Origin of the sequence: Ktedonobacter sp. SOSP1-85, from assembly GCF_016587415.1 — a bacterium.
GTDB lineage: Bacteria > Chloroflexota > Ktedonobacteria > Ktedonobacterales > Ktedonobacteraceae > Ktedonobacter.
This window is the reverse complement of the sequence record NZ_BNJI01000003.1, coordinates 862,398-878,551: the sequence shown is the minus strand read 5'-3', so window position 1 is coordinate 878,551 and position 16,154 is coordinate 862,398. Positions and strand designations below refer to the sequence as shown.

The 16,154-nt window shown below is 52.1% G+C and carries 11 protein-coding genes and 2 pseudogenes; 9 read left to right on the top strand and 4 right to left on the bottom strand.

The features are described 5' to 3' along the window. Positions 1–197: 197 nt before the first annotated feature. The 3 genes from KTE_RS41995 (at position 198) to KTE_RS41985 (ending at position 6,760) form a co-directional block, all read left to right on the top strand. On the top strand, positions 198–1,955 hold the full coding sequence (locus tag KTE_RS41995) for an ABC transporter substrate-binding protein (RefSeq protein ID WP_201392688.1): 1,758 nt from the start codon (positions 198–200) through the stop codon (positions 1,953–1,955). A gap of 648 nt (positions 1,956–2,603) precedes the next feature. Then, complete coding sequence (locus tag KTE_RS41990) at positions 2,604–4,355, top strand: ABC transporter substrate-binding protein (RefSeq protein ID WP_201392686.1); 1,752 nt, start codon at positions 2,604–2,606, stop codon at positions 4,353–4,355. Positions 4,356–5,008: 653 nt separating this feature from the next. Continuing rightward, the gene (locus tag KTE_RS41985) at positions 5,009–6,760 is read left to right on the top strand and encodes an ABC transporter substrate-binding protein (RefSeq protein WP_201392684.1); all 1,752 of its coding nucleotides are present in this window, start codon (positions 5,009–5,011) and stop codon (positions 6,758–6,760) included. 267 nt (positions 6,761–7,027) lie between these two features. Here the strand turns inward: KTE_RS41985 and KTE_RS41980 are convergent, their stop codons facing one another. Continuing rightward, positions 7,028–7,195: a lmo0937 family membrane protein gene (locus KTE_RS41980; RefSeq protein ID WP_201392682.1), complete on the bottom strand. Its 168-nt coding sequence runs from the start codon at positions 7,193–7,195 to the stop codon at positions 7,028–7,030. A gap of 368 nt (positions 7,196–7,563) precedes the next feature. Here KTE_RS41980 and KTE_RS50305 point away from each other — a divergent pair. Together KTE_RS50305 and KTE_RS41970 are read left to right on the top strand one after the other, a co-directional pair. Then, a pseudogene (locus KTE_RS50305) lies at positions 7,564–7,791 on the top strand (metalloregulator ArsR/SmtB family transcription factor); the annotation flags it as partial. 112 nt (positions 7,792–7,903) lie between these two features. Continuing rightward, positions 7,904–8,374: a DUF1648 domain-containing protein gene (locus KTE_RS41970; protein ID WP_201392678.1), complete on the top strand. Its 471-nt coding sequence runs from the start codon at positions 7,904–7,906 to the stop codon at positions 8,372–8,374. Between the two features lie 22 nt (positions 8,375–8,396). On the opposite strand, the pseudogene KTE_RS41965 reads toward KTE_RS41970, so the two are convergent. Continuing rightward, positions 8,397–9,691, bottom strand: a pseudogene (locus KTE_RS41965) (RNA-guided endonuclease InsQ/TnpB family protein). Next, complete coding sequence (locus KTE_RS41960) at positions 9,651–10,280, bottom strand: IS607 family transposase (RefSeq protein ID WP_201378212.1); 630 nt, start codon at positions 10,278–10,280, stop codon at positions 9,651–9,653. The pseudogene KTE_RS41965 and the gene KTE_RS41960 overlap by 41 nt, the downstream one beginning before the upstream one ends. A 59-nt stretch (positions 10,281–10,339) precedes the next feature. Between KTE_RS41960 and KTE_RS41955 the strand changes: the two genes are divergently transcribed. The 4 genes from KTE_RS41955 (at position 10,340) to KTE_RS41940 (ending at position 15,155) form a co-directional block, all read left to right on the top strand. Then, positions 10,340–10,753 carry an SdpI family protein gene (locus KTE_RS41955; protein ID WP_201392676.1) on the top strand — a complete coding sequence of 138 codons (414 nt, stop codon included), beginning with the start codon at positions 10,340–10,342 and terminating at the stop codon, positions 10,751–10,753. Positions 10,754–10,812: 59 nt separating this feature from the next. Beyond that, positions 10,813–11,751 carry a CPBP family intramembrane glutamic endopeptidase gene (locus tag KTE_RS41950; protein WP_201392674.1) on the top strand — a complete coding sequence of 313 codons (939 nt, stop codon included), beginning with the start codon at positions 10,813–10,815 and terminating at the stop codon, positions 11,749–11,751. Positions 11,752–11,977: 226 nt separating this feature from the next. Continuing rightward, a complete protein-coding gene (locus KTE_RS41945; RefSeq protein ID WP_201392673.1) occupies positions 11,978–14,074 on the top strand; it encodes an amino acid permease in 2,097 nt (698 codons plus the stop codon). A 250-nt stretch (positions 14,075–14,324) separates the two neighbouring features. Beyond that, entirely contained in the window at positions 14,325–15,155 is an 831-nt protein-coding gene (locus KTE_RS41940) for a sugar phosphate isomerase/epimerase (RefSeq protein ID WP_201392672.1), read from the top strand. Between the two features lie 71 nt (positions 15,156–15,226). Here KTE_RS41940 and KTE_RS41935 read toward each other — a convergent pair whose 3' ends face one another. Continuing rightward, positions 15,227–16,144 (bottom strand): cation diffusion facilitator family transporter, encoded by a 918-nt coding sequence (locus tag KTE_RS41935; protein WP_201392671.1) that lies wholly within the window; start codon positions 16,142–16,144, stop codon positions 15,227–15,229. Positions 16,145–16,154 lie beyond the last annotated feature (10 nt).

Genomic DNA, 16,154 nt, shown 5'->3' with positions numbered 1-16,154 from the left:
CCCGCCTTTCTTGGTCTAATATCGAAACAGTTGCATTTGCAAACAAGCAAACAAAGAAATAGAGAGAGGTACCAGGTTTTTCCTGGTATATGGCTGACGTAAGGTCGTAAAAGCTAATTTAAGCGATGATATGCAGCAATCTTTGCTATTTCAACACAAAATGGTCATTGCATACTGTCTCAAGGAGAATGTACTCAATGCGATCTGGCAAAAAACGTGTGACACTCTTTTTGCCATTGCTCCTGACCCTGCTCGCCGTGCTTGTCGCGGCATGTGGTGGCAATTCAGGAGGCAGTGGCTCAACTGGTAGCAAGCTATCCGATGACAAGCAGGTCTATGTGAATGCTTCACAGACGGCAGGTCTATCAGATCTCGCGACGCTTGATCCCGCGCTCTCGACCGACGCCCCCTCGATTAGCGCGATTGACATGATGTTTACAGGCCTCGTCCAGCTCGATGACAACCTGAAGGTGTATGGAGAACTGGCTCAGTCCTGGACCACCTCCAAGGATGGCCGGACCTGGACCTTCAAACTGCGTCCTGGTATTAAATTCAGTGATGGCAACCCCATCACCGCTGATGACGTGATCTTCAGCATTGATCGCGCCCTCAAGCCTGAGTTGAAGTCAACGGTGGCCCCCTCCTACCTGGGCCTGGTGAAAGACTCGGATAAGCGCTTTGCGGGCAAGGTTCCCACGCTGATCAACGATAGCCTCTTCGCCCCCGATCCCTCGACGGTCAAGATCATTACCAACCAGAATGCGCAGTATTTCCTTGATGCGCTCACCTACTCGACCTCGTATGTCGTAGAGAAGAGCTTTGTCCAGAAATATGGCGACACCGCTTTCCTGAAACACCTGGGTGAGGGTGGTTGCTCTGGCCCCTTCAAACTGGACCAGTATAACTCTGGCAAATATGCCAGCTTTGTACCCAACTCCAACTACTGGGGTAGCAAACCACAGCTAAAGAAAGTTGTCCTCCCGTTCTACAAAGATCCACAGACGGCCTACAAAGCCTTCCAGACCAACCAGCTGGATCTGGCCAACGTACCACCCGCCAACCTGGATCAGGCGCGTGCTCTGCCTAGCAAGCAGTACCGCCAGGTTCCTCAGCTAACCATCGACTACTTCGCGATGAATTACCTGGCCAAGCCCTTCAACAATATTAAGATCCGCCAGGCCTTTGCTCTCGCCGTTGATAAGAGCGCTATCGAAAAGAGCATCTACAAGGGTGCGCGCCTGGCGACCAACCATATCGTACCTCAGGGTATGCCTGGCTACAACCCCGACCTGAAGGGTCCGGCAGGCGTGACCAGTGTCAAGGGCGACAAGACCCTGGCTAAGCAGCTCTTCCAGGAGGGTATGCAGGAGGCGGGCTACACCACCTCTAACTTCCCCGCTGTCACGCTGACGCTTGCCACCAGTGGCTCATCCGCTGGTAAGAACCTCGCCGAGTTCGTGCAGCAGCAGTGGAAAGATGCCCTGGGTATCACGGTCACCATCAACGATGAGGACTTCAACAAGCGCCTGGATGATGTCTCCAATACCGTAGGCAATGGCAAACTGCAGATGTGGTTTGCGGCCTGGGGTGCGGACTATCCCGATCCCGAGGACTGGACGACCCTGCTCTTTGGTGCTGGTTCGGCTAGTAACTCACCCAACTACGGTCTGGGGACTTCCAAGACCGTCGCGATTCAGAAGCAGATGCAGGACCTGATGCTGAAAGCTGACGTTAACCAGAATGCCACTCAGCGTATTGCTCAGTATAATCAGGTTGAGCAGCAGATGGTTGATGATGTCGCCTGGATGCCTGTCGATCAGCGTACCCTGAGCTATGTCCTGAAGCCCTGTGTTCAGGGTGTCGTGGACAACGCGCAGGACCTGATTCCTCCTGGTGACTGGGCCAACATCTACAAGACCAGCGATTCCTCCTGCGCCAACACGAGCGCTTACTAATCTCGTGTAGCGAAGAAGGTATGTGACAACTAGTCACGTGCGCACGACAAAAGAGAAGAGGAGAGGATGCAACTTGCATCCTCTCCTCTTCTCTTTTGTCGTGAAATAGTGCTCTGTAAAATGAGCCTGTGATGCAGATTTATACGAGCTTTCTGGATGAGAACATCGCTCGCGTTTAAAGTATTTAAGCATGAAATTGTTAAAAAATGGAAGCGCAGATCTGATAACACATTAATAATTGTTAATGAGATGGTTTGATTGCATAGGTACTTGATATTATATTACCTTTATATTTTCTATTCTAGATAACTTGATGGAAGACAAAGCTAGATACGTTATTAAAGAGAATGAAATTTGATTTTTGGGGATTTGTGCGAGAGATTATACAAACTCGTGGCGTATATATATTACGCTGTGTTAGCGTAGTATCCATTTCTAAGGATATGGAAAGGTGGGGGCAAGAAAGACGGATTTTCTTGTCTTTGTTTGTCTCGCATACGGCAGCAGTATTTACTTGTTTGTAGTAGAGAAGAGGTCCAGTGGTGAGCTGGTTTATAGCCGGGAAAAGATGGTTTAAGCGGCGATAATACTCTTCACTATCTCAACAAATCATGGTCCTTGTATGCGTTTCTAAGGAGAATGTACTTAATGCAGTCTGGCAAAAAACGTAGGATACTCTTTTTGCCATTGCTCCTGACCCTGCTCGCCGTGCTTGTCGCGGCATGTGGTGGCAATTCAGGAGGCAGTGGCTCATCTGGTAGCAAACTATCTGATGACAAGCAGGTCTATGTCATCCCCGAGAGCGGCCTGTCGGATCTCGCGACGCTTGATCCCGCGCTCTCGACCGACGCCCCCTCGATCGGCGCGATTGACCTGATGTTTACTGGCCTGGTCCAGCTCGACGATAATCTGAAGGTGTATGGCGAACTGGCTCAGTCCTGGACCACCTCCAGTGATGGCCTGACCTGGACCTTCAAACTGCGTCCGGGAATCAAATTCAACGATGGCAACCCCATCACTGCTGATGACGTGATCTTCAGCATCGACCGTGCCCTCAAACCTGAGTTGAAGTCGACTGTGGCTCCAGCCTACTTGAGCCTGGTGAAAGACTCGGACAAGCGTTTCGCGGGCAAGGTTCCGACGCTGATCAATGATAGCCTCTTTGCCCCCGATCCCTCGACCGTCAAGATTGTGACCAGTCAGAATGCGCAATACTTCCTCGACGCGTTGACCTACCCGACCTCTTATGTTGTGGAGAAGAGCTTCGTCCAGAAGTATGGCGACACCGATTTTCTGAAGCACCTGAGCGAGGGTAGCTGTTCTGGTCCCTACCAGCTGGAAAAGTACACGTCCGGCAAACAGGTCAGCTTTGTTCCCAATAATAGCTACTGGGCTGGTAAGGCTCAGCTGAAGAAGGTCGTCTACGCCTTCTACAAAGACCCGCAGACGGCCTACAAAGCTTACAAGACCAATCAGCTGGACAATGCTGGCGTGCCAACTGCTAACCTGGATGAGGCGCGTGCTCTGCCCAATAAGCAGTTTCGCCAGGTTCCTCAGCTGACCATCGACTACTTTGCGATGAACTATCTGGCCAAGCCCTTCAACAATATCAAGATCCGCCAGGCCTTTGCTCTCGCCGTTGACAAGAGCGCGATTGAGAAGAGCATCAACAAGGGTGCGCGCTTGGCGACCAACCATATCATACCTCAGGGTATGCCTGGCTACAACCCCGACCTGAAGGGCCCGGCAGGCGTGACTAGCACCAAGGGCGATAAGACCCTGGCCAAGCAACTCTTCCAGCAGGGCATGCAGGAAGAGGGTTATACCCTCTCGAACTTCCCCGCTATCTCAGTGACGGTTGCTAGCAGTGGCTCACAGTCTGCAAAGAACCTCTTCGAGTTCGCGCAGCAGCAGTGGAAAGATACTCTGGGCGTTACGGTCACCATCAACGATGAAGACTTCAACAAGCGCCTGGATGATGTCTCCAATACCGTAGGCAATGGTAAACTGCAGATGTGGTTCGCGGCCTGGGGTGCGGACTATCCTGATCCCGAGGACTGGACGACCCTGCTCTTCGGCGCTGGTTCATCCAATAACTCACTCAACTATGGTATGGGGACTTCCAAGACCGTTGCGACACAGAAGCAGATCCAGGACCTGATGCTGAAAGCTGATGTTAACCAGAATGCCACCGAGCGCATTTCTCAGTACAATCAGATCGAGCAGCAGATGGTCGATGATGTCGCCTGGATGCCTGTCGATCAGCGTACCCTGAGCTATGTCCTGAAGCCCTGTGTCCAGGGTATCGTGGACAACGCGCAGGACCAGATTCCTCCTAAGGACTGGTTGAAGATTTACAAGACCAGCGATTCCCCCTGCGCCAACACGAGCGCTTACTAAGCTCGTATCGCAAAGAGGGTATGTGACGATTTCAATTACATGCGCTTGACAAAAGAGAAGAGGAGAGGGTGCAGATTGCACCCTCTCCTCTTCTCTTTATTGTGGAATAGTGCTCTGTAAAATGCGCTTGTGATGCAGGTTTGTACAAGGCTTCTGGATGTAAATATATCTCAAATTTAAAGTATTTAAGCATGAAATTGTTAAAAAATGGAAGCGCAGATCTGATAACACATTAATAATTGTTAATGAGATGGTTTGATTGCATAGGTACTTGATATTATATTACCTTTATATTTTATATTATAGATAACTTGATGGAAGACAAAGCTAGATACGTTATTAGAGAGAATGAAATTTGATTTTTGGGGATTTGTGCGAGAGATTATACAAACTCGTGGCGTATATATATTACGCTGTGTAAATGTAGTATCCCTTTCTAAGGATATGAAAATGGTGAGGGGCAAGAAAGACGGATTTTCTTGTCTATGTTTGTCTCGCATAGTGGCAGCGATATTTACATGTTTGTAGATAGAGAAGAGTTTTAGCGATGAATTGGTTTATCACCGGGAAAAGATAATTTAAGCGGCGATAATACTCTTCACTATCTCAGCAAAACATGGTCCTTGTATGCTTTTCTAAGGAGAATGTACTTGATGCAGTCTGGCAAGAAACGTGTGACACTCTTTTTGCCGTTGCTCCTGACTCTGCTCGCCGTGCTCGTTGCAGCATGCGGTGGCAGCTCGGGTGGTAACACAACTGGTGGCAAACTATCTGATGACAAGCAAATTTATGTCATCCCTTTGAGTGGTCTATCGGATGTCGCGACGCTTGATCCCGCGCTTTCGACCGACTCGGCTTCTATCACTGCTCTTGACATGATGTTCACGGGCTTGGTCCAGCTCGACGACAACCTGAAGGTCTATGGCGAACTGGCTCAGTCCTGGAAACAGTCTAGTGATGGTTTGACCTGGACCTTTACTCTGCGTCCTAATCTCAAGTTCAGCGATGGCAACCCCATTACCGCTGATGACGTGGTCTATAGCATTGACCGCGCGCTCAAGCCTTCGCTGAAGTCGACGGTTGCGCCCTCCTATCTGGGGCTTATTAAAGACTCGGACAAGCGTTTTGCGGGCAAGGTCCCCACACTGATTGGCGATAGCATCTTTGCTGTCGATCCCACAACAGTTAAGATTGTGGCCAATAGCAATGCCCAGTACTTCTTGCAGGCGCTGACCTACTCGACCTCCTATGTCGTAGAGAAAAGCTTTGTAGAGAAGTATGGCGATACCGATTTCCTGAAGCATCTGAGCGAGGGTGGTTGCTCTGGCCCCTTCAAACTGGACCAGCACAACTCTGGCAAGTATGTCAGCTTTGTACCCAATTCTAACTACTGGGGTAGCAAGCCACAGCTGAAGAAGGTCGTGTACGCGTTCTACAAAGACCCGCAGACAGCTTACAAAGCTTACAAGACCAATCAGCTGGACCAGGCTGGCGTGCCAACCCCCAACCTGGATGAGGCGCGTGCTCTGGCCAACAAGCAGTTCCGCCAGGCTCCTCAGCTGGCTATCGACTACTTTACCATGAACTGGCTGACCAAGCCTTTCAATAACGTCAAGATCCGCCAGGCCTTTGCGCTCTCCGTCGACAAGAGTGCGATTGAGAAGAGCATTACCAAGGGCGTGCGTTTGGCGACTAACCATATCGTGCCCCAGGGTATGCCTGGCTACAATCCCAACCTGAAGGCTCCCGGTGGTGTAACCAGCACTAAGGGCGATAAGACCCTGGCCAAGCAGCTCTTCCAGGAAGGCATGCAAGAGGAAGGCTACACGACTGCCAACTTCCCCGCCATTACCATGACGGTGGCAACTGGAGGTTCTCAGACCTCTAAGAACCTCTTCGAGTTCGCGCAGCAGCAGTGGAAAGACACTCTGGGCGTTAACGTAACCATCAACGACGAGGACTTCAACAAGCGCCTCGCCGATGAATCGGGTACCGTAGGTAATGACAAATTGCAGATGTGGGCCGCTGCCTGGATCGCGGACTATCCCGATCCTCAGGACTGGCTGACCCTGCTCTTTGGTAAGGGCTCGACCAACAACGAGAACAACTACGGTATGGGTAAAGCGAAGGATCTCAGTGTCCAGCAGCAGACTCAGGAGCTCATGTTGAAAGCTGATGTCAATCAGAATGCCACAGAGCGTATCGCCCAGTATAACCAGATTGAGCAGCAACTTGTCGATGATGCAGCCTGGATTCCCTTCGATCAGCGTACCACGGTCTATGTCCTTAAGACATGTGTTCAAGGTGTTGTGGATAACGCTCAGGATCTGACTCCTCCTGGAGACTGGGCTAAGATCTACAAGTCCAGCGATCCTGCCTGCGCCAACACAAACGCGTACAAATAAGCTCGTGTAGTGTAGAGGGTGCGTGATAACCATTCACGTGTGCTCGATAAAAGGGGAGGAGAGGGTGCAATTTGCATCCTCTCCTCCCCTTTGTTGCATGAAGTAGTTCTATGCGAAAAGAATTTGAGGAGCGTGCCGAAATTTTGCGTGTGAGAATTTATATATGCAGCAAAGAGAACCCATCGAGCATAAGATGCGTGCGATGGGTTCTCTCTGCAAGCCTATATCACCAGAAAGGCTTTTCCTGCTCTGCTGAGTAGTTGCAGGCTAAATGGTGCGGCGTGAACGGCCAGCCACGAAGAGATTGTACAGGGCCACGATGACGGCAATCACCAGTAGCAGGTGAATCAAGCCACCTGCGATGTGCAAGACGAAACCAAGCAGCCACAGAACAAAGAGAATGACCACGGCGGCCCAGAGAATGCTACCAATCATGATGTTACCCCTTTCGACTTATCCGAGGAATTCGCGAGAAGGCGAATATATGCTGGCCTCTCAAATATTTCTCGGGTTACAAATGTAATCATAGATGATACCTTGTAATAGATGATGCAACTTTTTCTACTATGGACACGAGTTAACTATCCGATAAGATGCACGAATGCCTGAGTACCTGTTTAGAAAAGGATAAGTTTTGGCTTAAAAGTAGGACTGGGTGAGGGTAAAGAGATTCCAGTCAGGGCGCGTCTTCAGCATGACGGCGCGTAAGTCTTGCCTCTTGACCTTCTCACCCTGACCTGCTAGTATTTCAATATATATTGAAATACTAGCAGGCCTCTCAATGAGAAAAGGAATGCATGGAGATGCAAGAAGCATACAAGGCGATCGCTGACCCCACACGTCGGAGAATTTTAAAGTGTCTGCGGGAGGGAGCACATACAGTGGGAGATCTCGCAGAGCAGGCTGGCGTTACCCGATCACTTCTCTCGCATCATTTGACCATCCTTAAATTGGCAAACCTGGTGCGTGTTGAACGCCGCGGGCAATTTCAGGTCTACTCGTTGAATACCACCGTTTTTCAAGATCTCATGATGGAGGTTCTTGGCTGGTTTGGGAACATGCACGTTCCCGCCGATTTACAGGATGAAACACTCTTCACCACCGAAGAGGAACCTTGTTCTGACCAACCTCTGGAGAAAACGCATGAATAATCCCAGTCGCACCAGTGACAAAATCCTACCACGCCCCAATCCCGGGTGGCGCAACTCGACCAATATGTTGATCTGGGCAATTATCGTTCTTCAACTGCTGATCGCGCTTTTCGCGTACCCGTTCTTACCCGCAACAGTGCCTATTCATTGGAGCGGCGGACATGCCAATAGCTATGGGCCGAAATGGATGGCGACGTTTCTTTTCCCAGGTATCAGCCTGCTGGTCTGGTTCCTGCGAGTACGTCAGGCTACCGGTCCCCATCTGGGCAGTCGTATTGACGAGGCCACCAATGTCCAGTGGCGTAGCCTGCTACCTTTCTCATACTCGAAAGTGCGCGAACTCACCCTCAAGCGGTCAGTTCTTCCTGCTTCATCGTCGATAGCCAGCGCACGGGAACCTTTGGATCGGCCCTCCCGTTTCGGTCTCACATCAACTCCCCAGGCATTTTACGTCCGGCGGTAGCCACTCTCCAGGACGGCCAGCATTACGCGTGAAGCTGGCGAAGCTGTTGTGTTGCGAACCACAGCAAATTTAAGGCGGCATTGAGATCCCGATCGATGACCAGTTCACAGGCCAGGCACTCATAGGTGCGGTGTTTGAGCGGCATGCGCTTTTTGACCTGCCCACAGCACGAACAGCGTTTGGTCGAAGCAAACCAGCGCGAGGCGATGAAGAGATCGCCCCCGGCGTTGGCCACTTTGGTCTTCAAAAACTGCAACAGTTGCCCCATCGCGGCATCGGCCACGGCACGCGAGAGCTTCCGGTTGGCCATCATCCCCAGGATGTTGAGGTCTTCGATGCCGATGGCCCCACAGGTTCGCGCCAGTTCGGTCGTGAACTTGTGCTGGACATCCCGCCGGATGTTGGCGATCTGCTGATGCTTGCGCGCGACCTTGAGTCGTTGCTTCTCATACTGCTTGCTAAATACGGTTCGCTTGGTTTGAAGGTCTTTCGTCTTCTGTTTCTTTGACAGCTTGCGTTGCAGCTTGCCGAGTTTCTTGAGATGGAGCGCTAATGGCCTTTGGTTCTCAAGCCTGCGTCCATCGCTCACCACAGCAGCTTGCTTCAAGCCCACATCCACCCCCACCACTGGTTCGGGAGCTTTGGGACGCTCCCGTGTGATGTCTACTTGAATGGAGACGTACCAGTGGCCTGCTTCACAGCTGACGGTCCCCCCAGAATCTTGACTCGTTCGCACACGACCTGCTTGCGCTGGTTGCGTTTCTTCGTGGGAACGCTTGCCTTCCCCTTTTCGACAAAGCGCAGCTTTTCTGCCAGATTGACCGTTCCAAGCTTGCGCAGCAGCTTGCCTCGGTCCTTCTTCGTTTGGCGTTGATCGAGGATGAAGCGACCAAGCCCGGGGATCGAGATCCAATGGCTCCCCAAGGTGAATTTATCGTTGGAGAGATAGAACGACTCGTGCGACTTCCCCTTTTTCTCGTACTGCGGGTAGTTCGCTCGGCCTGCAAAGAAGTTGTCATACGCTTTCTTGAGGTCGTCGAAGGCTCCCTCTACGACACATTTGGTGACCTGGTAGGTCCAAGGATAGTCTTGTTCCCGAATCTGGTGGAACTGTTTTTTGAGCGCGAACGCATTGGGAGGCGTGAGCACGCGCTGCTCTTCGGGAACGCTTTCCTGCTCAGCTTTATACGCCTGATACTGCTTCTCCCATTGTTCCCGTCCCCAGTTGTAGATAAAACGTCTGGTGCCACAGGCTCGTTTGAGATACTCCACCTGTTCAGGGGTGGGATTCATCCGGATCTTGTGCGCGGTTTTCATCCTTGAGCGCTTCCTCTAAGGCTTTGCGGTACGTCCTGAGGCCATACAAGCGTGAGCTAAAACCGTGGACAATACTCATCAAGTCCTGCACTACCTCTTGTTCGGGCGAGAGCGTCTCGGTGTTCATCACGACCAATTCCGTGTGGTGAGTCTCGCACAGATGCTTGAGCAGAGCAAAGCCAAAGCGAGCCAGCCGATCCTCATGGGCGATGAGCAGGCACGAAACCTCTCCCTCGACAATGGCGTCTACAAGCCTGAGAAACTGTTTGCGCTCAAAATTGAGGCCGCCCCCGATTTCCATGATCCACTCATCCACCACCAGTGGCTTGGAAACGGCGTAACGCTCTAAGGCGGCCCGTTGGTTCTGTAAATCCGGCCGTTGAGCAGGGCTCGACACCCGGCAATAGGCCACCGTTCGGCGGATGGCTGGCCGTTGAGGAAGGTTGAGCGCCGTAGCCAGATCGGCCTCATCATAGTAGCGCCGCCCAGAAAGGGTTCGTTTCGCTTTGAGACGGCCTTCCCGATCCCAGCGCTGCAAGGTTTTCACGCTGACGCCCACCTGCTTGGCAAACTGTGCTACTGAGTACATGTAATGATTTTAGCTCACTTTCGTACACGTTGTCAATACCTAGTACAGGTCTCCTTTTCATGGGCAGTATCGTGGTGCTGCTCCTGGTCCAGGCCATTGCAACGGCGAACAACCTGGGAATGAACCTCGACATAAGCTTTTTCATCTCGTTGGGACTTGGCGGGCTGTTCATCTTCACAGGCAACTATCTTGGCAAACTGCGTCGGAATTTCTGGATGGGCATTCGCACGCCTTGGACGCTCAGCAGTGATGCTTCGTGGGAACGCACTCATCGTGTCGGGGGCAGGTTCTTTGTTGCTTGCGGCCTGCTTTGCATTCCGCTAAGCTTCATGCCGGCATTCCGTCCCTGGTTTCTCCTTTCTCTGGTCTTGTTGATGGCTGCCTTTCTCTATCTATATTCATATATCAGTTACCGACGCGAACAACCAGAGTACGCACCGGGATCTTTCGACGATCCCCCAGCCGAGAACTGATGAGACCGAGAAACACATAGTCATAGCCGTACTCACACATCTATTCATTCAAAGGAAAGATGATGGAAACCTCCTTACGGTCAGGCGACCCGATTGCGCCTGCATCCTCTCAGCCAGCCAGGGTAGATTGGCAAGGTATCGGCCTCTTTTTACTCCTCACGTTTGGCATCAGTTGGAGTCTCTGGCTTGGATTGCGTGCCGTGGGCATCTCTTTCTCCATCCGGGCCGCGATTGGGATGTTTGGCCCGGCACTGGGAGCGCTGCTGACCCGCCTGATCCGCCACGAGGGGTTCGCCGACGCGGGACTTGGATTGCGCTCCAAAGGGCAGCGTGGCGCGAGTTGGATGTATCTGGCAGCCTACATCGTTCCGCCGATACTGATCGCGGCCAGTATCGGCTTTGTGTTGCTGGTGGGTTATGAACATTGGGATCTTAACCAACATCTGCACACACTCGCCAACGCTCTTCAAACGCGTCTGGGGACGCGCGTGCTGCAGCTTGGGATGTCCACAACGCAGTTGGCAACAATCAGCCTGATCTCGCAGATAGTGTTGGCGTTTACCCTGGGCCTCCCTTTCAACATGATCTTTACTTTTGGGGAAGAATTTGGCTGGCGCGGTTACCTGCTCCCACGCCTGGCTCCACTTGGCGGTCTCCCAGCAGCCATCCTTGTCGGCCTGGTCTGGGGTTTCTGGCATGCTCCATTGATTGTGCTGGATGGGTACAATTATCCCGGTCATCCCTGGCTTGGTATCTTGATGATGATGCTTTTCACTGTCCTGCTCAGTATCATTTTTGCCTGGTTGCGTTTCCGTTCTGGCAGTGTCTGGCCCTCGACCCTGGCCCATGCTGCGTTCAACGCGCAAGCAAATTTTGGAGTACTGGCTCTCTCGAGGGGTAACTCGCTTTTAAGCGCGCCCATTGGCCTGTTCGGCCTTGTCCCCATGTTCTGCTTTGCACTCGTGCTGGTCGTCACCGGACGAGTAAACTGGAAGTGATCTCTGAAAAATGACTACATCGTACGTCAAGTAGCTGTCTGCGGTCGCGACAACTCATGTCACATCAGGAGTAGAGCAAGCCGATGCCTGGTGTGACTTGTTTTTTTTATTGATACTACTATGAATAATAGAGAGCAGGTATGCCGCGCGCGCTGGCCTTCTTCTCTTTTTATAGCCAAACGCTTCCCTCTTGCTCATTGTCCTCTAGCCAGGGAGAGAAGTAGTAATGAAGACGCTCTCAGCATCTCAACCTAACAAACCCTTGCCAGGCTCCAGACCTGAGATTCCCCTACTCCCTGCTGTGCTGAGCAGGAGGGACCTTGTTGTTCTTCTCGTCCTGGCTGTCATGGCCTTTTCTAATATTGCTTATATCCACCCCGCCGGTCCATCCGCGATTTCCTACTGGCTATTGGGAGGAGCAAGCTTCTTGCTTCCCTGTACCATCATCACCCGGTGGCTTGCGCTGCGCTTACCTGGGCAGGGTAGCCTCTATGCCTGGGTCAGCAGTGTCTTTGGCTCGACTCCAGGCTTTATCGTGACCTTTGGCACCTGGGTTGCTGGTCTTTTACTGACGGCTACCTATATTGAAGAGGCGGCTGACTATCTGCACCTCTCATACCCGGCGTATCTCAGTACACCCACTCAATATACCTTCGCCATGTTTCTTCTTTTCTGCCTGGCGGTGGGTATCAGTTGTCTCCCGCTCGCACGCTTAAAGCACGTCTTATTCGTAAGCTGCTTGCTCTATTGCCTGCTCTATCTCTTACTCGGCGCGGGGGCGCTCGTATGGCTCCTACAAGGGCACCAGAGCGCTGCCTCCTTTATACGCCCCGTAAACTGGTATGCCGTCTTCCCGAACAATGCGTCCTATTTTAGTACCATCATTTTCGCCTTACTCGGCGTCAATTATCCTTTTTTCCTGGGGAGGGAACTGTGTGAAGGACAGGCTGGTTTGCGACACGCGTCAACCTATGTCTGGTGGGGAGCGGGCTTCATACTGCTGTTCTACCTTCTTGGTACCTGGAGCCTTGTGGTAGTGCTACCAGCCGCGCCCAAAACAGAAACATTGATCGCATTTCGTGCAAGCACCATGCTCTTTGGCTCGTTTGGTGGTTCCCTCTTTACCCTCGCCCTGGCCTGCTCAGATGTGATACTGCTGGTTGTCTATCTACTCCTCTTTTCGCGTTTATTGGTGACGCTGGCTCAACACCATCACCTTCCCGCTTCTTTTGCGCGTCCTAATCGTTGGGGTGTTCCTCTCGTCTCTCTGCTTATAGATGCATTGGCTGTTGCGGTGATTTCCGCCGTCCTCTTTGTCCTCTTCCCTTTGCTGCATGTATACGAGCAAAATCCAGCAGTGACGAGGTATAATAACTATGAGCTTTCCCTGGCAGTAGGTGTTATCCTGCTCCTCACCTCGATGATCATTCTGTTTGTCCTGCCCTTCTTTATCCGCTCTTATGGATCTCAACAGGGCGCTTCTCCTGGGCTACGGTGGCGAAAACATTTTACCTTTTTCTTTATCGCACTCACTGGAATAAGTACGTCGGTAATCGCTATCTGGGCGACGCTCTCAATATCCTTGGTTGCATCAATGTCCAACAGGAATTGGGAAAATACGCTCCTCATGAGTGTTGCGGTAACACTTGCTGTGGGTTGGCTTGGAGGAGAATATCCCCGGCTACGGGCCTTGCTGAGTGATCAACAATTTGAGACGGAAAAAGAAAGAATGTTGCGCAAGCAACTTCAGGAAGCGTATCAGCAACAAGAGGTCTTGCTCATGGAAGTAGACCGTTTGTATCGAGAACAAGCCCGTGCCGCGACAACTGATCCGGTCACAGAGCTCCCGAATCATAGAGCAATCATGAGCGCACTCAATGTTGTGTTTACTGACTGTTGTCAGAGAACATGTGCGATCCTCTTTGTCGACGTGGATTGCTTTAAACGGATCAATGATCGCTGGGGACACCAGGTTGGCGACTGTATCCTGCATGAAGTGGGGCAGCGCCTGCGAGCCTCCCTTCGGGCAGATGATGTGGTCGGACGCTACGGAGGAGAGGAGTTTGCGGTTATTTTACGGGACATCAACCTGGATCTGGCAATGAGTGTCGCAGAAAGGCTTCGTCGTGCTCTGGAAGCGCGGCCATGTTGCTGGCAGACCGAGGGAGAGAGGCATGAGACGCATGTCACTATCAGCGTGGGGGTCGCCCTCTATCCCGATCATGCCTCGACTCCAGATCAGCTCATGAAACGCGCGGACCTGGCTATGTATCGAGCCAAGCAGGCTGGTCGAAATTGTGTCTGTATCGCAACTGCTGTTTGACAATACGCACCATGCCAGGGCTGTCCATGCTTGTTCATATGCCTCATTGCAAAGGCCTCACCTCCTACCATACGCTTGACTGCTTACCCCTCACCTCTCTTATAAGGCGCGAAGGGTGAGGCTTCTTTCCCTGGATGCAGTTGGCAATAAAATAGACGGCTGCCTGCTTTGAGAGATATACTTCACTATAAAAGTTTTTGCCTATGTATAGGAGCGTTTCGCTCTTTGCAAGAGAGAGGGAGGATGTATTTTGCAGACGAATAATCAAGCTGCTCGTGTCTCAGTATCTACGTGGAGCCTGGATCGTACTCTTGGCAGTCCAGATTTTTATGGTGTTGGCGATCCGCTGCCAGCCGATACTCACAACAAGGGGGCGTATTCGCTGTTAGCATTGCCTGAGCGCCTGGTGGAGGCGGGCATCTCTACTATGGAGATTTGTCATTTTCACTTGCCCACTCTTGATTCAGGGTATCTCGGAGAACTGCGAGCGGCATTGGAGGCTGCACAGGTAGAACTCTTCTCGCTACTGGTAGATGATGGCGATATTACACATCCCACGAATGGGGAGCGTGACCTGGCATGGATACGTCAGTGGTTGGACGTGGCTCAAGCACTGGGGGCACGCTGTATACGTGCGATCGCTGGAAAATCCGACCCCTCGCCTCAAGCGCTAGAACGAAGCTACCAGGCCTTGAGCGTATTGGCGGCTGAGGCCAGGGAAAGGAATGTACGTTTGATGACTGAGAACTGGTTCGCGCTCCTTTCAACTCCCCAGTCGGTTCAGGCCCTGTTCGAGCGCCTGAATGGCGAGGTCGGACTTTGCCTCGATTTTGGTAACTGGAAGGGTCATGGGAAATATGCAGCCCTTGAAGAGATTGCTCCCCTGGCTGAGTCTTGCCATGCGAAGGCTTCTTTTGACTCACCCTACGTCCTGGACCAGGAAGACTATCTACGTTGTCTAGACATTACGCGCCTGGCCAACTTCTCTGGCCCCTATACCTTGATCTATGATGGTCCAGATCAAGACGAGTGGGAGGGGCTTGCCAACGAACTGGCTGTTGTGCAACAGTACGTGCAATAAGCACAAAAAAACTAATAGAGGGGGAGGTACAGGAGGAAGACTCCCCTCTATTAGCAACCTTATAAGTTCGCTTACTCTATTTGCTGCTCTACGCGGTCGAGCGTGGTATCTTCCCAGGAGGTGGGGTCTTCCTTAGGCTCAAGATGGGTAAAGACAGTACTACCGGGAAGAGTTTTACGTATAGCCAGCTCAATCTCTTCACAGAGCGTATGCCCCTTGAGCACCGTCCAGTTGCCGGGTACGAGTACGTGGAAGGAGATAAAGCGCCGGTGACCCGCCGAGCGGCTGCGAATGGCATGGAAGGCGATACCCTGCTCCTCGTAATGCTTCATGACTGCGCGTATCTGGTCCTGGTCTTCACGTGGGAGGGCCGTGTCGAGGAAACCCAGCCCTGTTTCGCGTAGCAGCTTGATGCCTGTCCAGACGATATTGATGGCGACGGCGATGGCGATCAGCGGATCAAGAATGTACCAACCCGTCAGGGCGACCAGGACTATGCCTACCAGGACGCCAACGGTCGTTATGACATCTGCGAAAAGGTGGTGTGCGTCGGCCTCAAGCGTAATGGAACGCTGCTGCTTTCCTGCGCGAAACATAAACCAGGCTAGCACAGCATTGACGATGGCGCCTGAAACAGAGAAGGCCAGGCCCAGCCAGGCTTGCTCGATTGGTTCTGGATGAAGGAGGCGTGGGATGGCTTCCCAGATGATGAACAGGGCCGCGACGAGGATCAGCGCCCCCTCGACACCACTGGCGAAATATTCGGACTTGGTGTGTCCATAGGCGTGGTCTTCGTCGGCGGGCCTCGCGGCAAGCGTCAGGGCCCAGAGACCTACCAGGGCCGCGACCAAATTCACGATGGACTCGGCGGCATCAGAAAAGAGGCCGACCGAACCTGTAAGAAAGTAGCCAATAAACTTGACCGCCATCGTGAACAGAGCCGCTCCAACAGAGAGCAGGATATAAAAGCGTGGTGAGTACTGCCTCATGAAATACCCT

What these genes read in the sequence shown, in the direction of transcription:
- KTE_RS41995 (WP_201392688.1), top strand. Translation starts at nt 198, where the DNA reads ATGCGATCTGGCAAAAAACGTGTGACACTCTTTTTGCCATTGCTCCTG.
- KTE_RS41990 (WP_201392686.1), top strand. Translation starts at nt 2,604, where the DNA reads ATGCAGTCTGGCAAAAAACGTAGGATACTCTTTTTGCCATTGCTCCTG.
- KTE_RS41985 (WP_201392684.1), top strand. Translation starts at nt 5,009, where the DNA reads ATGCAGTCTGGCAAGAAACGTGTGACACTCTTTTTGCCGTTGCTCCTG.
- KTE_RS41980 (WP_201392682.1), bottom strand. Translation starts at nt 7,195, where the DNA reads ATGATTGGTAGCATTCTCTGGGCCGCCGTGGTCATTCTCTTTGTTCTG.
- KTE_RS41970 (WP_201392678.1), top strand. Translation starts at nt 7,904, where the DNA reads ATGAATAATCCCAGTCGCACCAGTGACAAAATCCTACCACGCCCCAAT.
- KTE_RS41960 (WP_201378212.1), bottom strand. Translation starts at nt 10,280, where the DNA reads ATGTACTCAGTAGCACAGTTTGCCAAGCAGGTGGGCGTCAGCGTGAAA.
- KTE_RS41955 (WP_201392676.1), top strand. Translation starts at nt 10,340, where the DNA reads ATGGGCAGTATCGTGGTGCTGCTCCTGGTCCAGGCCATTGCAACGGCG.
- KTE_RS41950 (WP_201392674.1), top strand. Translation starts at nt 10,813, where the DNA reads ATGATGGAAACCTCCTTACGGTCAGGCGACCCGATTGCGCCTGCATCC.
- KTE_RS41945 (WP_201392673.1), top strand. Translation starts at nt 11,978, where the DNA reads ATGAAGACGCTCTCAGCATCTCAACCTAACAAACCCTTGCCAGGCTCC.
- KTE_RS41935 (WP_201392671.1), bottom strand. Translation starts at nt 16,144, where the DNA reads ATGAGGCAGTACTCACCACGCTTTTATATCCTGCTCTCTGTTGGAGCG.